Origin of the sequence: Streptomyces sp. NPDC059668 (genome assembly GCF_042734135.1) — a bacterium.
Classification (GTDB): Bacteria; Actinomycetota; Actinomycetes; order Streptomycetales; family Streptomycetaceae; genus Streptomyces.
In genome coordinates, this window is record NZ_JBHWEL010000069.1 from 1 (window position 1) to 20,077 (window position 20,077).

The 20,077-nt window shown below is 70.7% G+C and carries 19 protein-coding genes and 1 rRNA gene; 10 read left to right on the forward strand and 10 right to left on the reverse strand.

Annotated elements, in window-relative coordinates; genetic code table 11:
• Positions 1-87 (forward strand): 5S ribosomal RNA (gene rrf / locus ACFV2J_RS33950); the annotation flags it as partial.
• A 185-nt stretch (positions 88-272) separates the two neighbouring features.
• Here rrf and ACFV2J_RS33955 read toward each other — a convergent pair.
• The gene (locus ACFV2J_RS33955) at positions 273-1,034 is read right to left on the reverse strand and encodes a CDP-alcohol phosphatidyltransferase family protein (protein WP_385085228.1); all 762 of its coding nucleotides are present in this window, start codon (positions 1,032-1,034) and stop codon (positions 273-275) included.
• 205 nt (positions 1,035-1,239) lie between these two features.
• Here ACFV2J_RS33955 and ACFV2J_RS33960 point away from each other — a divergent pair, with 205 nt between their 5' ends.
• The gene (locus tag ACFV2J_RS33960) at positions 1,240-1,785 is read left to right on the forward strand and encodes a GNAT family N-acetyltransferase (protein ID WP_385085226.1); all 546 of its coding nucleotides are present in this window, start codon (positions 1,240-1,242) and stop codon (positions 1,783-1,785) included.
• A gap of 25 nt (positions 1,786-1,810) precedes the next feature.
• Here ACFV2J_RS33960 and ACFV2J_RS33965 read toward each other — a convergent pair whose 3' ends face one another.
• The 6 genes from ACFV2J_RS33965 to ACFV2J_RS33990 form a co-directional block, all read right to left on the reverse strand.
• Positions 1,811-3,343 (reverse strand): type VI secretion protein, encoded by a 1,533-nt coding sequence (locus ACFV2J_RS33965; RefSeq protein WP_385085224.1) that lies wholly within the window; start codon positions 3,341-3,343, stop codon positions 1,811-1,813.
• 1 nt (position 3,344) lies between these two features.
• Positions 3,345-4,769, reverse strand: coding sequence for an ATP-binding protein (locus ACFV2J_RS33970; protein ID WP_385085222.1), 1,425 nt, complete (start codon positions 4,767-4,769; stop codon positions 3,345-3,347).
• Between the two features lie 7 nt (positions 4,770-4,776).
• Entirely contained in the window at positions 4,777-6,318 is a 1,542-nt protein-coding gene (locus ACFV2J_RS33975; protein WP_153293040.1) for an SCO6880 family protein, read from the reverse strand.
• A gap of 14 nt (positions 6,319-6,332) precedes the next feature.
• Positions 6,333-7,652 carry a hypothetical protein gene (locus tag ACFV2J_RS33980; RefSeq protein WP_385085220.1) on the reverse strand — a complete coding sequence of 440 codons (1,320 nt, stop codon included), beginning with the start codon at positions 7,650-7,652 and terminating at the stop codon, positions 6,333-6,335.
• Positions 7,642-8,499, reverse strand: a complete 858-nt coding sequence (locus ACFV2J_RS33985; RefSeq protein ID WP_385085218.1) for a hypothetical protein — start codon at positions 8,497-8,499, stop codon at positions 7,642-7,644. The genes ACFV2J_RS33980 and ACFV2J_RS33985 overlap by 11 nt, the downstream gene beginning before the upstream one ends.
• A gap of 176 nt (positions 8,500-8,675) precedes the next feature.
• On the reverse strand, positions 8,676-8,984 hold the full coding sequence (locus ACFV2J_RS33990) for a hypothetical protein (RefSeq protein WP_054232206.1): 309 nt from the start codon (positions 8,982-8,984) through the stop codon (positions 8,676-8,678).
• A gap of 712 nt (positions 8,985-9,696) precedes the next feature.
• On the opposite strand from ACFV2J_RS33990, the gene ACFV2J_RS33995 reads away from it, so the two are divergent.
• The 4 genes from ACFV2J_RS33995 to ACFV2J_RS34010 all read left to right on the forward strand — a co-directional run bounded on the left by ACFV2J_RS33995 (position 9,697) and on the right by ACFV2J_RS34010 (position 13,607).
• On the forward strand, positions 9,697-10,371 hold the full coding sequence (locus ACFV2J_RS33995) for an SRPBCC family protein (RefSeq protein WP_385085216.1): 675 nt from the start codon (positions 9,697-9,699) through the stop codon (positions 10,369-10,371).
• 342 nt (positions 10,372-10,713) lie between these two features.
• Positions 10,714-11,469: a trypsin-like serine peptidase gene (locus tag ACFV2J_RS34000; RefSeq protein WP_385085214.1), complete on the forward strand. Its 756-nt coding sequence runs from the start codon at positions 10,714-10,716 to the stop codon at positions 11,467-11,469.
• 214 nt (positions 11,470-11,683) lie between these two features.
• Complete coding sequence (locus ACFV2J_RS34005; protein WP_385085212.1) at positions 11,684-12,691, forward strand: NlpC/P60 family protein; 1,008 nt, start codon at positions 11,684-11,686, stop codon at positions 12,689-12,691.
• A gap of 214 nt (positions 12,692-12,905) precedes the next feature.
• Positions 12,906-13,607 carry a phosphatase PAP2 family protein gene (locus ACFV2J_RS34010; RefSeq protein WP_385085210.1) on the forward strand — a complete coding sequence of 234 codons (702 nt, stop codon included), beginning with the start codon at positions 12,906-12,908 and terminating at the stop codon, positions 13,605-13,607.
• Between the two features lie 70 nt (positions 13,608-13,677).
• On the opposite strand, the gene ACFV2J_RS34015 is transcribed toward ACFV2J_RS34010, so the two are convergent.
• Positions 13,678-15,270, reverse strand: a complete 1,593-nt coding sequence (locus tag ACFV2J_RS34015) for an FAD-binding oxidoreductase (RefSeq protein WP_385085208.1) — start codon at positions 15,268-15,270, stop codon at positions 13,678-13,680.
• A 205-nt stretch (positions 15,271-15,475) separates the two neighbouring features.
• Entirely contained in the window at positions 15,476-15,646 is a 171-nt protein-coding gene (locus ACFV2J_RS34020) for a hypothetical protein (RefSeq protein ID WP_356799989.1), read from the reverse strand.
• A gap of 118 nt (positions 15,647-15,764) precedes the next feature.
• Here ACFV2J_RS34020 and ACFV2J_RS34025 point away from each other — a divergent pair, with 118 nt between their 5' ends.
• Positions 15,765-16,625, forward strand: a complete 861-nt coding sequence (locus ACFV2J_RS34025; protein ID WP_385085206.1) for a hypothetical protein — start codon at positions 15,765-15,767, stop codon at positions 16,623-16,625.
• Positions 16,626-16,818: 193 nt separating this feature from the next.
• Entirely contained in the window at positions 16,819-17,007 is a 189-nt protein-coding gene (locus tag ACFV2J_RS34030; RefSeq protein ID WP_385085204.1) for a hypothetical protein, read from the forward strand.
• A gap of 55 nt (positions 17,008-17,062) precedes the next feature.
• Here the strand turns inward: ACFV2J_RS34030 and ACFV2J_RS34035 are convergent, their stop codons facing one another.
• Positions 17,063-17,431 (reverse strand): metal-sensitive transcriptional regulator, encoded by a 369-nt coding sequence (locus ACFV2J_RS34035; protein ID WP_385085202.1) that lies wholly within the window; start codon positions 17,429-17,431, stop codon positions 17,063-17,065.
• A 224-nt stretch (positions 17,432-17,655) separates the two neighbouring features.
• Between ACFV2J_RS34035 and ACFV2J_RS34040 the strand changes: the two genes are divergently transcribed.
• Together ACFV2J_RS34040 and ACFV2J_RS34045 are read left to right on the forward strand one after the other, a co-directional pair.
• Positions 17,656-18,276 carry a DUF47 domain-containing protein gene (locus tag ACFV2J_RS34040; RefSeq protein ID WP_385085200.1) on the forward strand — a complete coding sequence of 207 codons (621 nt, stop codon included), beginning with the start codon at positions 17,656-17,658 and terminating at the stop codon, positions 18,274-18,276.
• 6 nt (positions 18,277-18,282) lie between these two features.
• Complete coding sequence (locus tag ACFV2J_RS34045; RefSeq protein WP_385085198.1) at positions 18,283-19,281, forward strand: anion permease; 999 nt, start codon at positions 18,283-18,285, stop codon at positions 19,279-19,281.
• The last annotated feature ends 796 nt before the right edge of the window (positions 19,282-20,077 follow it).

Genomic DNA, 20,077 nt, shown 5'->3' on the forward strand with positions numbered 1-20,077 from the left:
GGTTACATTCCGAACCCGGAAGCTAAGCCTTACAGCGCCGATGGTACTGCAGGGGGGACCCTGTGGGAGAGTAGGACGCCGCCGAACAAATTTTGAGGGAAACCCCCGTACCGGGAAATCGGTACGGGGGTTTTCTGCGTTTACGGGTCCCTTCTTTGTGGTGTCGCGGCCGGCTCCTCGACACCCGCACGGACGAACACAGGCCTTCAGCCCCCATCCCCCGTTGCCGGGGGTGGGGGCTGAAGGCGTTGTGTGGACTGTCCTGGGCGCCGTTACTTCAGGCGGGACGAGGCGACGATCGAGACGATGTGCGCGGGGACGAGCAGCCACACGATGGCCGTCACGCCCACCGTCGCGACACGCGTCGCCGTCAGATCGCCGAGCGCGAGGTCCACGACCGCCGTCACGAGCAGCAGCAACGTGCACTCGATGCCGTTGACGAGACGGTGCAGGCCGACCGCGGAGGTGAGACGGCGTATCCGGGCGAGGCCGGTGGAGCGCGGGACGACGGACTGGTCGGTCGCCTTCTCCATGCCGCTGTCGGAGCGGGCCACATGGACGAGGTCCGAGGACGACTTCAGGAGCAGGACACCGATGGCGGCCGCGAGGCCGGCCACCAGATAGGGGTCCAGGCCGAGCTGGGAGGCCCGGATGCCCATGCCGACCATCACGGCGGCGTCGGCGAGATACGCGCCGAGGCGGTCCAGATACACGCCGAGCGGGCTGTACTGCCTTCGCCAGCGGGCGACTTCACCGTCCACGCAGTCCAGGAGAAGGTACAGCTGCATGAAGACGACGGAGAGCACCGCGCCGCCCAGACCTGGCAGCACCAGCGCGACTCCGGAGAGCACGCCGGCGACGACCATCACGGCCGTGATCTGGTTGGGCGCGAAACGCGTACCGAGAGCCAGCCGCGTCACCCGGAGGGACACCGAACGCATGTAGAGGCGGCCGGCCCAGTGCTCCGCCCTGCTCTCCAGCTTGCCCGGAGGATGGATGACGTGACGGAGTTCTTCGAGTGGGACCTGGGGCATGCGTCTTTCTCCCTGGCAAGCCGGCGACAGTAGGCGTCAATTCCGTGTCGTGGCAACGTCGCAGAGGACATCGCACCGCACGTCGTACAGGGAAGAGCATGACGGGGGCCTGTACGGCAGGGATCGGCAGGGTGGATTCCAGGGGTGGCCTCCCGGTGTCGAAATCCGGGTGAACGAGGGCGTATCCCAGGACTACCGTGGCCGTATGAACCAAGTGATCCGCTCCATACGGGCCGACGAGTGGCGTTCGGTGAAGGAGCTCCGGCTCGTCGCGCTGCGGGACCCCGTCGCGCATCTCGCCTTCGTGGAGACCTACGAGGACTCCGTGGCCCGGCCCGACTCGTTCTGGCAGGAGCGGGCCGCGGGGGCAGCCGAAGGCGTCCTGGACCGGCGGCAGTTCGTGGCCGTCGGACCGGACGGGGTGTGGCGCGGCTCCGTGGTCGTGCTGGTCGAGAGGACCGGGGAGCCGGACATCCTCGGGAACGTGAGCGAGCGGGACCAGGGACATCTGGTGGGCGTCTTCGTACGGCCCGAGCACCGGGGAAGCGGTGTGACGGACGCGCTCTTCGACGCCGCGCTCGCCTGGGCCTGGGGGATCGGCCTGGAGCGCGTACGGCTGTTCGTGCACGAGAAGAACGGGCGGGCCGAGGCGTTCTACCGCCGGGTCGGATTCCTGCCGACCGGCGGGAGCACGGCGTCCGTGGGGGACAAGGGGGCACGGGACCTGGAGTTCGTGATCACACGGTCCTGAGGGCTGTCCCGGCCGGCATCGGGGGTCAGAGCGGGAGGTCGTACTGCGGCCAGCGGGCCCTGCCCTGCTCCCGGGAGCGGAGCAGGGCCAGCGTCGGGAGGCCCTGGCCCGCTCCGGCGGTCAGCAGGTCGGGGAGCTGGGGGAGCGGGGCGACGGCCGCCACGTCGTCCAGGACGAGCGTAAGTGGTGGGTCGAGGCGACCGGAGGATGACCGTTCGGCCATGCGCCGGCCGCGCTCGACCACGCTTGAGACGAGGGCCGTCAGGAGCGGCATGGCGCCGGGATTCGCTCTGGGGTCCTCGATGGGTTCACCGACCACATAAAGCGTGCCCCCTTCGTTGACGAAGGAATCCAGCGTGAGGGCGTCACTTCGGTTCGGTGTGCAGGCTTCACGGATGTTGACCGTGAACAGGGAGGACAGCGCACGGGCCGTCAACTCCTGAGCTATGTCACGGCGTTCGGGATGGGACGTGAGCGCGGCCTCGAGTTCTCCTGCCGCGCCCGAGGCCGCCTTCGGGTTCGTACGCAGGGTCCGTACCGCGTCCTGGACCTGGGATCCCTGGGCCCAGCGGTGCACGTGCCGGAAGGCCTTGCCCTCCACGGCGGCGGCGTGCAGATAGCTCCGCAGGAGCGTTTCCGCGACGTCGGCCATGGCGTGGTCGACCTTGGCGGTGGGGCGGACGGGGGCCAGCAGCGCGGCGGCCCTGGCGGCCGCCGTGGCCCTGTCCTCGCAGCCGGCGGCGGGGGACCAGTGGAGGCGGGCCGGGGTGTCGCAGCGATGGGTGGGGTCGTAGAGGAGGACCGGGCCGAGCTTGGCCCGGGCGTCCTTGGTCTCCGACCAGGTTCTCGGGTCCGAGGTGACGACCAGGACGGCGCCCTCCGCGTCCCGTACGGCCTGGGTGGCGGTGGGATGGCGGGCCTCGGCGGGGCCGAGGACGACCGAGCCCGCGGCCGGGCTGCCTGCCCAGCCGCTCGCGCCGGTTCCCCCGGTTGCCAGAGGAACCGGTGTCGGCCGGGGAGCCTCCGCGGCGTGCTCGGCCGGTTCGGGAACGGGCCGGGGCACCGGGACCTCGTGACGCACGGGTTCCTCGGCGCCCTTCGGGACCTCGGCGTACGTCTCGGCCGGTGCACGCGCGGGTTCGGGCACACGGGCCGCGTCCTGCGCCTGAGGCGCGTACGCGCCCGCCTTCCGCCGTGCCCGCACCGCCCGCCACCGCGCGACCGTGCCCATCACGAACACCGTCAGCACGACCAGCACCATCAGCTGCCCGATGAACAGGCCCCAGAAGAGCCCGTACCCCGACAACTGGCCGGCGGGGGTGTCCGGCCAGGCGCCCGCGACGTCCTGCGGGCGGCCGATCAGATGGCGCAGGGCCAGGGGCGTACGGGCGACGGTGACGCCCGCCGGCCAGGTTCCCCGGGCCAGCCACCCGGCCAGCCCGGTGGCGGACCACACCAGCAGGGTCAGGCCGAGAAGGAAGGCCAGTACTCCCACCAGCAGACCGTCGGGGACGCCCCCCGCGCTCTCCCGCTCCCGATCCCGCTCGTCGCGTCTCATCTCACGCCACCGTGGACTCGGACGTGCCGTCGAGATCGCTGAGGTGCTGCTCCACGAAGGCCGCAGCCCGCTCCTCGGCCTCCAGTTCCGCGGCGCGCAGCGCGTCGTCGGCGAGATGGTCGGCGGAGGACTCGGTCATGGCGCGGTCGGTGAAGACGAGAGGCCGTTCGGTCTCCGTGATCAGGTGTTTGACGACCTGTACGTTGCCGTTGACGTCCCAGACCGCGATGCCCGGGGTCAGCGTCGGGATGATCTCCACGGCCCACCTGGGCAGCCCGATCACCCGTCCCGTCGCGCGTGCCTCGTCGGCTTTCTGGGCGTAGATCGTGCGGGTGGACGCCATCTTCAGGATCGCGCCGGCCTCCTTGGCCGCGGCTCCGTCCACCACGTCGCTCAGGTGGTGCACCACCGCCACGAAGGACAGGCCGAGGCGTCGCCCGAACTTCAGCAGGCGCTGGAACAGCTGCGCGACGAAGGGGCTGTTGATGATGTGCCACGCCTCCTCCACCAGGAAGATGCGCTTCTTGCGGTCGGGCCGGATCCAGGTGTGCTCCAGCCACACGCCGACGATCGCCATCAGGATGGGCATGGCGATGGAGTTGCGGTCGATGTGGGAGAGGTCGAAGACGATGAGCGGGGCGTCGAGGTCGATGCCGACCGTCGTGGGGCCGTCGAACATGCCCCTGAGGTCACCGTCGACCAGCCGGTCGAGCACCAGGGCCACGTCCAGGCCCCAGGCCCGTACGTCGTCTATGGCGACGTTCATCGCCTCGGCCGACTCCGGTTCGGGGTGCCGCAGTTGCTCGACGATGTCCATCAGGACCGGCTGGCGCTCGACGATCGTCTCGTTGACATAGGCGTGCGCGACCTTCAGAGCGAAGCCGGACCGCTCGTCGAGGCCGTGGCCCATCGCGACCTCGATGATGGTCCGCAGCAGGGCCAGCTGGCCGGTGGTGGTGATCGCCGGGTCGAGCGGGTTGAGCCGGATCCCCATGTCCAGGGCGGCCGTGGGGTCGAGGCGGATGGGAGTTATTCCCAGCTCCTCCGCGATGAGGTTCCATTCGCCGACCCCGTCCTCGCCCTGCGCGTCGAGCACGACGACCTGCCGGTCGCGGAAGCGCAGCTGGCGCAGGACGTAGGTCTTCTCCAGGGCCGACTTGCCGTTGCCGGACTCGCCGAGGACCAGCCAGTGGGGGGCGGGGAGCTGCTGCCCGTACAGCTGGAAGGGGTCGTAGATGTACCCCTTCCCGGAGTACACCTCGCGTCCGATGATGACGCCGGAGTCGCCGAGGCCGGGTGCGGCGGTGGGCAGGTAGACGGCCTGGGCCTGGCCCGTGGAGGTGCGGACCGGCAGCCGGGTCGTCTCGACCTTGCCGAAGAGGAAGGACGTGAAGGTGTCGGTGGCGGCGGACAGCGGATCCCGCATCAGGGCCTTACCTCCGAATACCGGTGGCGAAGGGGAGCGTGTTGACGAAGGCCCGGTGGTGCTCGCGGTCGCACCACTCCAGCTTCAGATACGACTTGCCGGCCGAGGCGCGGATGGTGCGCTTGTCGCGGGCGAGGGCCTCCGGGGAGCGGGAGGAGACGGTGATGTAGCCGACGAGGTTCACTCCGGCCGCGCCGCTCGCCAGGTCCTCGCCGCGCTGGTCGAGGCGGTTGTGGGAGGCGATGTCGCGGGGGTCGACGGTGCGGTTCATCTTGGCCTGCCGGCTGGCCTCGGCCTCGTCGTTGGTCTTCTCGGTCAGCATGCGCTCGATGGCGATCTCGGTGGGTTCGAGGTCCATGGTGACGGCGACCGTGCGGATGACGTCCGGGGTGTGGACCAGCAGCGGGGCGAGGAAGTTGACGCCGACCGGGGTCATCGGCCACTCCTTCACCCAGGCCGTGGCGTGGCACCAGGGCGCGCGGGTGGAGGACTCCCGGGTCTTCGCCTGGAGGTAGGTGGGCTCCATGGCGTCGAGCTCGGCGGGCCAGGCGTTGCGCTTGGTCATCGCCTGGATGTGGTCGATGGGGTGGTCGGGGTCGTACATGGAGTGCACGAGGGAGGCGAGCCGGCCCTGGCCGAGGGGCTGGCGTACGCGGATGTCGGCTTCCTGGAGCCGTGAGCAGATGTCGGTCAGCTCGCGTGCCATGACGACGGCGAGGCCCGCGTCGCGGTCCAGCTTCTTCCCGCCCTGCGGCCGGGCCGCCCGTGCCATGGCCTGGGCCTCGGCGGCGAGTTCGCGGGTCCAGTGCATGCAGGCGACGAGATAGGCGCGGTGCTGCTCGCTGCTGGTGGACACCATGGACTGGAGCTGGTCGTAGGACTGCTGCAGCCAGCCGGGGGACTTCTCGTCCCCGCGTACGGAGACGTCCTTGGCGTGGGCGTCCGGGTCGGCGGGCAGCGTGCGGGCGAGCATCTGGAGGCGGGTGACGAAGCCGTCGCCGTTCGCGACGTGCTTGAGGAGGGTGCCGAAGCGGTCGACGAGGGCTTCCTGGTCCTCGCTGTCGCGCAGGCCGACGCCCGGGCCCTCGATCTCGATCGCGGCCGTGACGGTGCGGCGGTCGGCGTGCAGGAGCACGGCGATCTCGTCGGGCCCGAAGGGGGCCGCGAGCCAGGAGATCCGCCCGATGCCGGGCGGCGGTCCGATCTCGATCTCCCGGCCGTCGAGGTGCGTGCCGGCCTCCATGACGTTGCTGCGGTACGCCGTGCCGCGGCGCAGGCTGCGCTTGTAACTGCGGTTGATCTCGAACCACTTGTAGAACGTGCGGCGCTTGTACGGGACGTACACCGCGGCGAGGGCGACCAGCGGGAAGCCCATCAGCAGCACGATCCGCAGGGACAGTACGGGGACGAGCAGACCGCACATCATGCCGAGGAACGCGCCCGCGATGATGAGCACGATCTCGCCGGACTCGCGGTTCCGGCCGACCATCGCGTTCGGCCGGGCGCGGCCGATCAGATATGTACGGCGGGGCGTGACCGGATGGGACACGTGGGACTCGGTCGTCAACGCCCTTCACCTCCCGTGCGGTTGGAGCTGCTGTTGCGGGTGTTTCCGGTGGGACTCGTGCGTGGTGGAGGCGCGGCGGCCGGGACGGCTCCGCCGCCTCCGTTCGGTGTGCGGGTGCTGTGCGCCGCGACGCCGCCGGAGGCGGGGTTGGCGGGGCGGGGCGGCTGGTTGCCGCTGTTGCCTCCGCCTCCGCCGCCGTTGTTGTCGGCGCGGGTGCTGTGGGTCTTGATGCCCTGGGCGACGAGGGTGGCCGGGGAGCTGATCACGGCCGCGGCCTTGCCTTCGGCGCCCTGCATGATGCGGTTGTTGCGGGAGTTCGCGATCTCGTCGCCGAAGCCGGGGACGAAGCGGTAGATCATGGCGCTGGCGAAGATGGCGAGCAGGATGATGGCGAGGCCGGAGACGACGGCGGAGAACGAGTCCGGGCCGTTGTCGGTCGACAGGGCGCCGGCCAGGCCCAGCACTATCACGATGACCGGCTTCACCAGGATGACGGCGATCATGACGCCGGCCCAGCGGCGGACGTGGCCCCAGAGGTTCTTGTCGACGAGGCCCGCGTACACGACGGTGCCGAGGAGGGCGCCGACGTAGAGGAGGGCGGCGCGGATGACGAGCTCCAGCCACAGGACGCCGGCGGCGAGGATCGAGACCAGGGACACGACGATCAGCATGATCGGGCCGCCGCCGATGTTCTCGCCCTTGGCGAGTGCGCCGGAGAAGGTGCCGAAGAAGGTGTCGGTCTGGTTGCCGGTGGTCTTGGCGAGGACGTCGGTGACGCCGTCGGAGGCCGAGACGACGGTGTAGAGGATCAGCGGGGTGAACGCGGACGCCAGCACCGTGAGCCAGAGGAAGCCGATCGCCTCGGAGAGCGCGGTGCCGAGGGGGACGCCTCGTACCGCCCTCTTCGCGACGGCGAGCAGCCACAGGAGAAGGGTGAGGATCGTCGACGCCGCGAAGACGACGGCGTACTGCTGGAGGAACTTGGGGTTCGTGAAGTCGACGTTCGCCGTGTCGTTGACCGCGGAGGAGAGCTTGTCGATCGTCCAGGACGCGGCGTCGGCGCAGCCCTTGGCGAGGGAGGAGAGGGGGTCGAGGGTGGAGGTGAGGCTGGGGTTGGTGGTGCCGGACCGCTTGGACCCGCTGTCCTGTGAGCAGTACTGCTTGGCCGGGCCGATGAGAAGATCGCAGGGGTCGTTCGACCGCGATGGCTTCGGAGTCGGCGCCGCCATGGCACGGGTGGCCAGCATGACAACGGAGGTCTGGACGGCGGCCGCGACGGCCGTGAACCTCAGGACGCGGGGCAGGCTACCGGGCATACGTGAACCCTCCGTACTCCTCGATGGCCTTGCTGATTTCGTCGGAGGCGGCGGCTTTGTCGTCGCCGGGGACCGGGGCGGGGCCGTCCTTCTGGGAATCCGTCACGATCTTCCAGTCGCCTTTGTCCCACTGCAGGCCGAAGGTCCAGGTCTTCCAGGTGGAGCTGACCGGGTCGGTCGATCCCTGGCCGGACATGCCGATGAGTCCCATGTACCAGACCGAGACTTTGGCTGCCGTGGCGCTGTACTGCTGGACCTTGGAGCCGACAGGGATCGTGCGCGAGACGAAGGTGTTGCCGTCCGGCGGGTTCCCCTTGGCGTCGAGCCCCAACTTTCCGAGGAAGTCGGGAGAATAGGCGTCGTCCATCGGTCCCTGGAGATGACCGGCCGCGTCGGACGTGTAGATGGTGTCGACGATGGTGTGCCGGTTGTCCGTGTGGAACATGTCCGTCGACCCCAACGCCACCGCATAGTTCGCCGCCGCGCTCTGCGCCCCCTGCTCGGTGTGGGCGAACCCCGCCGGAATCCCGTTCGTCTTCGAATCGACCGGCCGGTCGCCGGAGGCCGCCGTGGGCGAGGTCCCCGACTTGGCGCCCCCGCCGCCGCCTCCGTCGCCCGAGGAGGAATCGTCTCCTCCCCGGTTCGCGAAGGCGATCGCGGCGATCAGGAGGACCACGACGCCGACCACCGTGACCAGGCTGCGCGAGGACGAGCGTCCGCGGCGGGCGCCGCCGTAGACGTCGCCGGGGCGGTCGGGGAGCCGGGTCCGGGTCTGGCCCGTGCCCCCGTATCTCCCGTCGTCGCCGCGGGGACCGTCCCCGTATCCGGGTTCGTCACCGAGACTCATGCCGCGTACGCCCCCTCAACCTCTGCTGAATCGCGTAGTACGACGGTAGCCGTGCTGGTTTCCGCGCGGACGCGGTGTGGTGACTCGACATCAGGGAAACGCAACCTCAGCCGGTGGGCGCGACGGACAGGTGGATCGGACAGACGGAGAACAGGAGCCGGGCGCCCCGGCCGGGGCTAGACGGCCATGCCGTACACGATGGTGAACAGCGTGCCCAGGGACCCGATGATGAAGACCCCGGTGAGGCCCGCGATGATCAGGCCCTTGCCCTGTTCCGCGCTGAAGGTGTCCCGCAGCGCCGTCGCGCCGATGCGCTGCTTGGCCGCTCCCCAGATCGCGATCCCGAGGCAGAGCAGGATGGCGACCGCCATCACGACCTGGATCATCGTCTTGGCTTCGTTGCCCAGGCTGCCGAAGGGACCCCAGTCCGGGGCGATCCCGCCGATGATTGTGGTGATGTCGCCCTTGTCGGCTGCGAAAAGCATGTAAGTCACCGCCCCTAGTGGGTAGTTCTGCACCCCCTGCCACTGCGCGCAGAGGTCGGGCCCATTCTCGCCGACAATGGCGCTGTCGCATGTCGACTTGGCGTCATTGGTTGGCGGGTTTCGTACGAATCCCTTGCCACCGGCGCACGCGGGCCCCATTCGAGAGGCGTGCGCCGGTATGCGGAGAGTCGTATGGTCACTCTGTGTATCACGGCAGGTCACGCCGGGCAATGAAGCCGATGCGGAACCTGTCGTGTGGTTCCGTCGTTAACCCCTTCTACGAAGTGCGCGGGACAGTCGTCCCGCTCGCCTCGTAGGTCCGCCGCGGACGCGTCCCGGTTCTGACGGGTTGTCGAGCCGATGTTCTCCGGGTCGCGCGTCTGCCGGATGTGGACGCGCGATCGCTGTCACGCAGGCTATCCCCCGTCGCGGGCGCGCGCGGAAACGGGCGGTGGCCGGTCGCCGTGACCCGGTCCCCGCGTGACGCCGGCCCGACTGGCCCTGGGGCAGCAGCCGTTGGTGGTGGCGCGGGCCCGGAGGCCTTGGGGCGGGCGGTACTTGGCGAGGTCCGCCCCGCGGTCGGGACGCGGGTCGCCGGGCTGCTGTCCGGTGGTGGCCCGGCCGGGCTCACAGGAAACGCGTGGAGGTGCGCGGGTTCGGTCGCCGTCGGTGGTGAGATGGCCGCCCAGCGAGCGGATCCCGGGAGCACTCCATGATCGACGTCAGTCAGCAGATCGACGCGGTACGGCGGCAGGTCGGCACCCGTGCCGGGAGGTCGGGCGAGGCCCGGGTGGTGACGGTGCGCCAGACCTACGGCGTGACGCGCGAGGAGGTCTGGGACGCCTGCACCAGCGCCCGGCGCATCCCGCGCTGGTTCCTGCCGGTCTCCGGCGAGCTGAGGCTCGGCGGCACCTACCGACTGGAGGGCAACGCGAGCGGGACGGTCGAGCGCTGTGATCCGCCCCGGGGGTTCGCCGCGACCTGGGAGTTCGGCGGTGAGGTCAGCTGGATCGAGGTCCGGCTGACGGCGGTGGCGGAAGCCGTGACCCGCTTCGAGCTGGCGCACATCGCGCACGTCGACGAGGAGCGCTGGGCGGAGTACGGACCGGGTGCGGTCGGTGTCGGCTGGGACCTCGGTCTGATGGGGCTGGCCACCCATCTGTCGTCCGGGCGGTCCGTGGACCCGCAGGAGAGCATGGCCTGGCTCGCCTCCGAGGACGGGCGCCGGTTCGTGACGCTGAGCAGCGAGGGCTGGTACCGGGCGAGCCTCGCGGCCGGAGAACCCGAGAGCGCCGCCCGGGAGGCCGCGGTCCGTACGGCCGCGGCGTACGGCGGGGGTGCCGGGGACGGCGGGCCCGCGGCCGGCGGCACCCCGACCGCGTCCTGACGGGCACGCGTCGGCGCGGCCCCGGAGGGCCCGGGGGCGGCTCGCGTCCGGTGGGCTTTCGGGGGTACCTGAGCCACGGAGGTCTTCCTCTCCCCGGTGCCGGGAAGCGTCCGGGGACCCGGTGGTGTGCGGGGCGGGGCGGGTGTCCACAGCCTGTGGACATCCGGTCGCCGCGCGCGCGGGACGTGACGGGAGTAACGTAGCGTGACGTCATCTGGTCGGAGTGCGAGAAAGGGCGGTCGGCGGAGCTGGGCCGTACGGCGGACCGCGCCGGCGACTCTTGGCAACTTCTCAAGGTGGTTTCAGGATTTCTCTCAGATCCGTGAGCCAGAGTATGAACCGATGAAGCGCATCACTCGTCCCCCCGGTGCCCGGCGGAACGCCCTGTTCGTCGCGGTCGCGGTGCTGGCCGCGACATCGGCCTCCGTGGCGGCCGCCGACGACGGCCGCGGGCCCCTCGGCGTGACCGCGCGGGCCCCCGGCACCGTGGCGGCCTCTCGTGTCGGCGCGCTGTTCGGTGGCAGCGGCCCCCTGGTGGGCGGCCACTTCTGTACGGCGTCCGTCGTGCACAGCAAGGGACGGAACCTGCTCGTGACCGCCGCGCACTGCCTGGACGGCGCCGGGAAGCTCCGCTTCGTGCCCGGATACCGCGACGGGAAGGCGCCGTACGGCATCTGGGAGATCCGCAGGACGTACGTCGGTGACGCGTGGACCGGCGCCCAGGACGAGGACAGCGACGTCGCCTTCGCCACCGTCGCCGACCGGGGCGGCAAGGGCGTCGAGGACGTCGTCGGCGGCAACGCGTTCGTCACGGGGCGGGAGACCGGGGCGACCGCCGTCACCGTCACGGGCTACCCCAGCACGCTCGAAGCGCCGATCACCTGCACGAACAGGCCCACCGCCCACAGCCGCACCCAGCAGCGCATCGCCTGCCCGGCTTTCGCCGGCGGTACGAGCGGCAGCCCCTGGGTGAACGGGTACGGAGAGGTCGTCGGGGTCATCGGCGGCCACGAGGCGGGCGGGGACACCGACGACATCTCGTACAGCGTGGTCCTCGGGGACGAGGCCCGGGACCTGTACCGGTCGACCCAGCGGTAGCGGGGGAGCGCCGCGCCTCGCGCGCGGCTTCCGGCCACGCCGGAGTGTCCTCTTTGGCGTGATACCGCCTTGCGGGGCAGGGGAGTTGCCCAGGGGGCGTGGGGGGCGCCCCGACAGGGCCGCCACATGCGGTTTCTCCTCGTGTGTGATCGTCCCGCGGCGCGGGAGCCGCCTCTACACTGGCGGCGGCGGACTCCCGGGCGGCGAGGGGCGGTTGACGGTGCGTAAGGCATGGGTCGTGGCGGCCGCTGTCGCCGGGGCGGGACTCTCCTTCGTGATGCTGCTCGTCGTCGGGGTCTACGTCGTCGCGGGCAACCTCGCGAACGGGGTGGGCGGAGGCTCGGTCGGGCTCGCCAAGGGCGCGGTCCCGGCCGCGTACCAGACACTCGTGCAGAAGTGGGGAAACCTGTGCGGCGCGATCAACCCCGCGCTGCTGGCCGCCCAGCTGTACCAGGAGAGCGGCTTCAACCCGAACGCCAAGAGCCCGGCGAAGGCCGAGGGGATAGCGCAGTTCATCCCCGGGACGTGGGCCACGCACGGAGTCGACGGCGACGGGGACGGCGACCGCGACGTATGGGACCCGAATGACGCGATTCCGTCGGCCGCCTCGTACGACTGCCAGCTCGCCTCGTACGTGAAGAACGCGCCGGGGAACATCACGGAGAACATGCTCGCGGCCTACAACGCGGGGGCGTACGCGGTCATCAAGTACGGGGGCGTGCCGCCGTACCGGGAGACCCGGAACTACGTGAAGACGATCACGACCCTGGAGAAGAGCTTCGCCCGGCCGGTCAACCGGGTCGATCCGTCACGGCAGGCCGCGGCGGCGATCTACTACGCGCAGAAGAAGCTCGGCACGCCCTATCTGTGGGGCGGCAACGGCACCGCCGACCAGGGCGGACGCTTCGACTGCTCGGGTCTGACGAAGGCCGCGTACGAGAGTGTCGGGGTCACCCTGCCGCGGGTCGCCAACGATCAGTACAACGCCGGTCCGCACCCCGCGCGCGAGGAACTGCTGCCGGGGGACCTGGTGTTCTTCTCCGACGACCTCACCAACTCGCGGGCCATCCGGCACGTGGGCATCTACGTGGGCGGCGGCTACATGATCGACGCGCCGCGGACGGGTGCCGTCATCCGCTTCGACCCGGTCGACACCCCCGACTACTTCGGAGCCACGCGCGTGACCGAGGATGGCGCGAAAGCGCTGCCGACCACGGTCTGAACCCACCCCCTGAGCTGCGGCGATGTATCTCTCTTCGATAACGTCTGCGTGATCATTCGGTGGAGTGTGGAACGTACTGAAGGGCACTGTGCGTTCCTGATGAGGTAGAGCGGATCCAGGACTTCCGGACCGCGGTTCTACACACCACGGGGTGGATCGAGCGGCGCGCGAAAGGGTGCGCCCGCGGCAAAGACGACGAAGGGGCCGCAGCACCATGGCTGGACTCGCCGAATCCGGTTCGAACCCCGACGTCGACCTGCTCTACGACATCAACGGCCTCGCCAAGGGCGCACCGCACTGGTTCGACCGTGGCATGGAGTTCGTCGGCGAGTACGGACTGCTGCTCGCCATGGTCATGCTGGTGCTGTGGTGCTGGTGGACCGTGCGGCGCGGCGGCGGTGAGGGCGCGGCGTCGTCCGTGGCCGGGCTGGTGTGGGCGCCGCTGGCCGCGGGGATCGCGGTGCTGGTGAACGTGCCGATAAGGGGTTTCGTGGAGCGGCCCCGGCCGTTCGTCGACCACCAGGGGCTCGACGTCCTGGTGTCGGGCAAGAGCGACTTCTCCTTCGTGAGCGACCACGCGACGCTCACGATGGCGATGGGCGTCGGCCTGTTCGTCGTGCACCGGAAGTTCGGCCTGGCCGGGATAGGGCTCGCGCTCGTCGAGGGGTTCTGCCGGGTCTACATGGGCGTGCACTACCCGACGGACGTCATCGGCGGGTTCGCCCTCGGTACCGCCGTCGCGCTGCTGCTGTCCCCGCTCGCCATGGCCATGCTGACGCCGGTCATGAAGGCCGTCGAGGGGTCCCCGCGGGCCGGCCGGCTCGTCCGGGCGCGGCGCGCGGGTCTCACGGGACAGCGGGCGCGGATTCCGGAGGCGCGGGCGGAGCGGCCGGAGGAGCCCGACCTGGCGGCGTAGCCACCGCCTCCCGGCTCCGGCTCCCTCCCAGCGGCTCGCGCGGGGAGGGCGCTCCCGCGGCGGACGGCTGCTACAGCGCCTGGGGGAACGAGAAGAAGCGGTCCGGGTCGTACTGCTTCTTCAGAGCGGTGAGCCGGGGCGCCGCGTCGCCGTAGTAGGCCTTGCGCCAGTCGGTGAGGGTGGGGTCCGTGTAGTTCTGGTAGGCGGCGCCGGAGGCGTGGCGGGCCATCGCCTTGTGGGCCGAGGTCAGCCAGGACTGGGCCGTGGTGCCGGAGGTGCCCGCCTGCCAGGAGACGATGTACTGGGCGAGCATCCGGGAGCGGCGGTGCACGAAGGCCGTCGCGGTCGGTGAGACACGGTTGACCGCGCCGCCCAGCGCGGTGAGCGCGATGCTGCCGGCGCCGGCGCGGACCGAGGCGACCTGGTTCAGGAGCGTCTGGACGCCGGCCGCGGATATGGAGCGGTCGAAGAAGTCCGAACGGGCCGCGTACGTCTCGCGGCCGAGGGCGCCCTGCGCGGAACGGCCCGGCGTCGTACCCGGCAGATGGCACTGGGGGTCGGTGGGGAAGGAGGAGCAGCCCGCGTAGGCCTCCATCGACTCCTCGTACGAGTGCCTCTTGAGGGAGGCGCTGCGGGCGGGGGCGCCGACCCGGTCGGCCAGGCGGTCCACGGCGTTCTGGAGTTCGCCGTAGGTGCCCAGGGAGAAGGCGGCGACGGAGACGGTGGGGGTGCCCCCGGCGGTGTTCGCGAGGTGCAGGGACGACCAGATCTCGTCCGGCTGGTCCGGTCCCCACTCCTGCCAGGCCTTCACCACGGCGGCGGCCTTGGCCCACGGCCAGGTCAGGTACGCGGAGACGGCCTGCGGGGCGGGATGGGTCTTGTAACGGAGCTCGGTGACGACACCGAAGTTGCCGTTGCCGGCACCGCGCAGCGCCCAGAAGAGGTCCTTGTTCTCACTGGCGTTCGCGACGAGCTGCTTGCCGTCCGCCGTGATCAGCGTCGCCTGGGTGAGGCTGTCGCAGGTCAGGCCGTACGCCCGGGAGACGACGCCGTGGCCGCCGCCGAGGGTCAGACCGGAGACGCCGACGGTCGGGCAGGAACCCGCGGGGATGGTGACACCCTTCGCGGCGAGGGCGCGGTAGACGTCGATCAGCTTGGAACCGGCGCCGACGACGGCCTCGTTCGCGGACGCCCGGATCTTGTTCAGCTTGGAGACGTCGAGGATCAGCCGGCCGTCGCCGGAGGACCAGCCCGCGTAGGAGTGGCCGCCGTTGCGGATCGACAGCGGGATGTGGTGGGCGCGGGCGTAGGCCATGACCGTACGGATGTCGTCCGCGTGGGCGGCGTACGCGACGGCGGTCGGCTTCAGCGTATCGAAGCGGGTGTTGTACAGCTGCCGCGCGACAGCCCAGCTGCGGTCGCCGGGACGGACCAGGGGGCCGTCCAGGTCCTTGGCCAGGCCGGCCCAGTTCGTGGCGGCGCGGACGCCGGCGGTGGTGGCGGCCGCGGTGGTGGCGCCGGTGGACGCGCCGGCCGGGGCGCTGGTCGTCTCGACGGCCCCTGACGACGTCCTGGTGGACGCGCCGCCCTTCCCGTTGCACGCGGTGGTGACCGCCGCCGCGACCACGGCCGCGCCGCCGCCTATGAATATTCGCCGTTGCATGTGAGCCTCCCGTTGGTTCCCGTGGGACGAGACGGGTGACCGTTCACGAGGGTTCCACAACGAACGCGCGTGGAACGCAACCGCTACAGGACTGTGATCCCGATATGACCGATATCACGGGTCTCCCACCTGCGATCCGGCCTCCTGCCAGGGGCGTCGCGGCTCCTCGGCCCGCGCGCGAGGGCCGTCCGGGGCCGGGGCGGGGTCAGGCGAGCGAGGGCGTCGTGTGGGACTCCGCGTCCGTGCGGGCGAGGCTGCGGGCCCGGCGGGCGGGGCCTCTCCAGCCGCAGGAACAGCGGGCCACGCAGAAGCGGCCCTGCTCGACCGTGATGGTCCGGTGTTCTCCGGCGAATGGGATGTCGTCCTGCTGCGCCACGTCCATAACGTTACCCAAGGCAAGCAGACGGAAGCGCACCCGCGTGACGGGCGTCCCTACCGGTCGTTAACCGGTACGACAGGAGGCCCGGGACGGACCGGCTGGGGGTCGGCGGACGATGGTGGCGCAACAGGGCAGGCGGGCGGACGCCCGCGTTCTCGCGGTCGCGGTGGCGGGGCTCATGTGCTGCGTCGCCGGATGTTCGGCCGGTCGCGCCGGTGCCGAGGACGCACGCCCCGCCGCCGTGAGCACCCGCTCGGGGGCGGCCTCCGCCGAGGTGCTGCACCGCGCCGCCGCCACCCTGGAGCGCGCCGGCAGCGCGAGGGCGCGTACGTCGATGGAGATGGCCACCGGCGGGACCCGGGTCACCATCCGGGGCGAGGGTGTCTACGACTTCAGGAAGCAGGCGGGGCGGCTCACGGTGGAGCTGCCGCAGGACCCGGCCGGAGCCGAGGAGCACCGGCCGATCACGGAACTGCTCGCTCCGGGTGCCCTGTTCATGAAGAACCGCGGCGCCGGGGTCCCGGCCGACAAGTGGGTGCGCGTCGACACGGCCACGCTCTCCGACGGGAATCTGGTGACCGGCGGTGCCACCGACCCGTTCGCCGCGGCCGAGTTGCTGCGCGGGGCGCGGACGGCGACGTACGTGGGCCGGACGGAGGTGGCGGGGGTCCCGGTGGCGCACTATCGCGGGATCGCCGACCTGGACCTCGCCGCACGGAGCGCGTCGAAGGGGAACCGGGAGGCGCTGCGGGCGGCGGCGAAAGGGTTCGCCACCGCCGAGGTCCCGTTCGACGTGTATCTCGACGACGAGGGACGCATCCGTGAGCTGCGCAACCGGTTCAGCTTCGTCAACGGCCAGCGCAGGGGTACGGTCGCGGTCGTCTCGACGACCCTGCTCCACGACTTCGGGGTCCCGGCGCCCGTACGGCTTCCCGAGTCCGGGGACATCTTCGCGGGGAAGATCGCGGAGCCGTAGCGGCGCGGGGACCGCGGGGGTGAAAGGTGCGGTACGCCGGTGAAGTCCGGGTAGGGGTCCGGGCCGGGGGCGGCGCGGAGCGTCCGCGCGGGCTCCTCGTGGGAGCGGGTGGGGGGCTGGAAATGGCCCTTCCGTGCCATGCGCGGTGTGTAGGCCGCTCCCTACTCTAGGAAGTCGGTGACGGCAGGAAGAGGTGACGCGCGTGGCTCCGGTCGGCGGTACGGCAGTTCAGGACCACGTGGCCCTCGCCGAGATCGAGCTGTGCGGCGATCTGATCATCGCGGCGTCGGCCGCCCATGAGGACCGGCTCAGCCTGGAGAGCATCGACGAGGTGCTGAAAGTGGCCGAAGAGCGTGCGCGGGAGAGCGGCGCGCAGGCGTAGGTCACGGTGGATCGCCCCGCACCCGGCGCGTGCCGCGGTCGCCCGGGACAGCACCTCAGGTGCGCAGCAGCCGGCCGATCGCCTTCGTCGCTTCCTCGACCTTCGCGTCGATCTCGTCGCCGCCCTTGAGGGCCGCGTCCGCGACGCAGTGGCGCAGGTGCTCCTCCAGGAGCTGGAGGGCGAAGGACTGAAGGGCCTTGGTGGAGGCGGAGACCTGCGTGAGTATGTCGATGCAGTAGACGTCCTCGTCGACCATCCGTTGCAGACCGCGGATCTGGCCCTCGATCCGGCGCAGGCGCTTGAGGTGCTCGTCCTTCTGTTTGTGGTAGCCGTGGACACTGCGGTCGTGGTCGGTCACGACCTGCTCCACGGGCCCCTGCGTGTCACCGGAGGGCGCCGGCGCGCCGGCCTCGGTGGTCGTCATCGCGTCCTCCTGCTGATCCCGCCGGAAAGGTCGGTTACATATACCCCTGGTAGGTATATGGTATCGAACTTCGTTGGGTATAGGGCCCTTGCCCGATGCCGGGACCGGACCCTGTGCTGATCACTGTGCCTCATGGGCGACACTGGGGGACGGCCGGTTAGCCGTGGCCGGATGATGCGCCTAGCATCAGCCTGACCGAAACAAAAGGACCCCGAGGACCTCACGTGCGATTTCGTCTGACCCCCAGGGAGACGAGCTTCTACGACATGTTCTCCGCATCCGCGGACAACATCGTCACGGGCTCGAAACTCCTGATGGAACTGCTCGGGGCCGACGCCTCCTCCCGGGCCGAGATCGCAGAGCGCATGCGGGCAGCGGAGCATGCCGGTGACGATGCGACGCACGCGATCTTCCACCAGTTGAACTCCTCCTTCATCACGCCCTTCGACCGCGAGGACATCTACAACCTGGCCTCGTCCCTCGACGACATCATGGACTTCATGGAGGAGGCCGTCGACCTGGTCGTGCTGTACCAGGTCGAGGAGCTCCCCAAGGGCGTGGAGCAGCAGATCGAGGTGCTGGCGCGGGCGGCCGAGCTGACCGCCGAGGCGATGCCGAACCTGCGGACCATGGACAACCTCACCGAGTACTGGATCGAGGTCAACCGCCTCGAGAACCAGGCCGACCAGATCCACCGCAAGCTGCTCGCCCAGCTCTTCAACGGCAAGTACGACGCCATCGAGGTGCTGAAGCTCAAGCAGATCGTGGATGTGCTGGAGGAAGCGGCCGACGCGTTCGAACACGTGGCGAACACGGTGGAGACCATCGCCGTCAAGGAGTCCTGAGGCTTCGTGGACACCTTTGCGCTGATCGTGACCATCGTGGTCGCGCTCGGATTCACGTACACGAACGGCTTCCACGATTCGGCGAACGCCATCGCCACGTCGGTGTCCACCCGGGCGCTGACCCCCCGGGCCGCGCTCGCCATGGCCGCGGTGATGAACCTCGCGGGCGCGTTCCTCGGCAGCGGCGTCGCGCACACCGTGAGCAGCGGTCTGATCGCGACGCCCCAGGGCTCCAAGGGGATGGGCATCCTCTTCGCCGCGCTCATCGGGGCCATCGTCTGGAACCTGGTCACCTGGTACTTCGGTCTTCCGTCGTCCTCGTCGCACGCGTTGTTCGGCGGTCTGGTGGGGGCGGCGCTCGCGGGCGGTACGACCGTCCTGTGGTCCGGCGTCCTGGACAAGGTCATCATCCCCATGTTCCTGTCGCCGGTCGTCGGTCTGATCGGCGGCTATCTGGTGATGTGCGCGATCATGTGGCTGTTCCGCTGGGCCAACCCGCACAAGGCCAAGAGGGGTTTCCGGATAGCCCAGACCGTCTCGGCGGCCGGTATGGCGCTCGGTCATGGTCTGCAGGACGCGCAGAAGACGATGGGTATCGTCGTGATGGCGCTGGTCATCGGTGACGTCCAGGGAGCCGACGATCCGATTCCGGTGTGGGTGAAGATCTCCTGCGCCGTGATGCTGTCCCTCGGTACGTACGCGGGCGGCTGGCGGATCATGCGGACGCTGGGGCGGAAGATCATCGAGCTGGATCCGCCGCAGGGGTTCGCCGCGGAGACGACCGGGGCGTCGATCATGTTCGCCACGGCGTTCCTGTTCAAGGCGCCGATCTCCACGACGCATGTCATCACGTCGGCGATCATGGGTGTGGGGGCGACCAAGCGGGTGAACGCCGTGCGGTGGGGTGTCGCCAAGAACATCGTGCTGGGGTGGTTCATCACCATGCCGGCGGCGGCGTTGGTGGCGGCCGCCAGTTTCTGGGTCGTCGACCTGGCGATTCTGTAGAGGGCGGCGCCCCGCGGGGCTTGCGGCGGATTTCTCTCGCCCCCGCCGCCCCTACCCGACCCATCCACACCTGGGGCTCCGCCCCAGTCCCCGGCGTGGGCTCCGCCCCCGGGACCCCGACGTGGGCTGTGCCCCCTGGACCCCGGTGTGGGCTGCGACCCCGGACCTCGGCGTGGGGCTCCGCCCCTCGGACCTCGGCGTGGGCTGTGCGCCCCTGACCCCGGTGTGGGCTGCGGCCCGGACCTCGACGGGGGGCTGCGCCCCGGACCGGTGTGGGCTTTGCCCCCGGACCTCGACGTGGGGCTGCGGCCCGGACCGGTGTGGGCTCTGCCCCCGGACCCTGGCGTGGGTGGCGCCCCCTGACCCCGGCGTGGGCTCCTGCGGGGCTCTGCCCCTGCGCGCCCCGCCAAGGGGCTCCGCCCCCTGGACCCCCGATCGCCCGAAGGGCTCGTCCTCAAACGCCGGACGGGCTGGGGGGATGGCCTCGGCCGGAGTCATCAGTACACGTCGAGTTCTCCTGCGTGAGTCCGTACCTGGCCCGTACTTCCAGCACAGGTCAGCATCCTCGACGCCGGCCGGGGTTCTCGGCACGGACTCTGTCGTCGGTGTGTGTCCGTGGGTTCAGCGTGGCCGGCGATCGAGGGCGAGGCCGTTCGGGCCGAACGGGGGCTGGGGGCGGAGCCCCCGGAAACGGGAGTGGGGGGGGCGCCCCGCCCCCCGCGGGGGGGCGGGGGGGGCCGGCGCGGGGGGGCCCCCCAGCGCCACCCGCGCGGGGGGGGGTGGGGGGGGGCGCGCG

Coding starts and splice junctions, on each gene's coding strand:
- ACFV2J_RS33960 (WP_385085226.1), top strand. CDS start 1,240: ATGAACCAAGTGATCCGCTCCATACGGGCCGACGAGTGGCGTTCGGTG.
- ACFV2J_RS34035 (WP_385085202.1), bottom strand. CDS start 17,431: ATGACGACCACCGAGGCCGGCGCGCCGGCGCCCTCCGGTGACACGCAG.
- ACFV2J_RS34010 (WP_385085210.1), top strand. CDS start 12,906: ATGGCTGGACTCGCCGAATCCGGTTCGAACCCCGACGTCGACCTGCTC.
- ACFV2J_RS33965 (WP_385085224.1), bottom strand. CDS start 3,343: ATGAGACGCGACGAGCGGGATCGGGAGCGGGAGAGCGCGGGGGGCGTC.
- ACFV2J_RS33990 (WP_054232206.1), bottom strand. CDS start 8,984: ATGCTTTTCGCAGCCGACAAGGGCGACATCACCACAATCATCGGCGGG.
- ACFV2J_RS33980 (WP_385085220.1), bottom strand. CDS start 7,652: ATGCCCGGTAGCCTGCCCCGCGTCCTGAGGTTCACGGCCGTCGCGGCC.
- ACFV2J_RS33985 (WP_385085218.1), bottom strand. CDS start 8,499: ATGAGTCTCGGTGACGAACCCGGATACGGGGACGGTCCCCGCGGCGAC.
- ACFV2J_RS34000 (WP_385085214.1), top strand. CDS start 10,714: ATGAAGCGCATCACTCGTCCCCCCGGTGCCCGGCGGAACGCCCTGTTC.
- ACFV2J_RS33955 (WP_385085228.1), bottom strand. CDS start 1,034: ATGCCCCAGGTCCCACTCGAAGAACTCCGTCACGTCATCCATCCTCCG.
- ACFV2J_RS34015 (WP_385085208.1), bottom strand. CDS start 15,270: ATGCAACGGCGAATATTCATAGGCGGCGGCGCGGCCGTGGTCGCGGCG.
- ACFV2J_RS33970 (WP_385085222.1), bottom strand. CDS start 4,769: ATGCGGGATCCGCTGTCCGCCGCCACCGACACCTTCACGTCCTTCCTC.
- ACFV2J_RS33995 (WP_385085216.1), top strand. CDS start 9,697: ATGATCGACGTCAGTCAGCAGATCGACGCGGTACGGCGGCAGGTCGGC.
- ACFV2J_RS34025 (WP_385085206.1), top strand. CDS start 15,765: ATGGTGGCGCAACAGGGCAGGCGGGCGGACGCCCGCGTTCTCGCGGTC.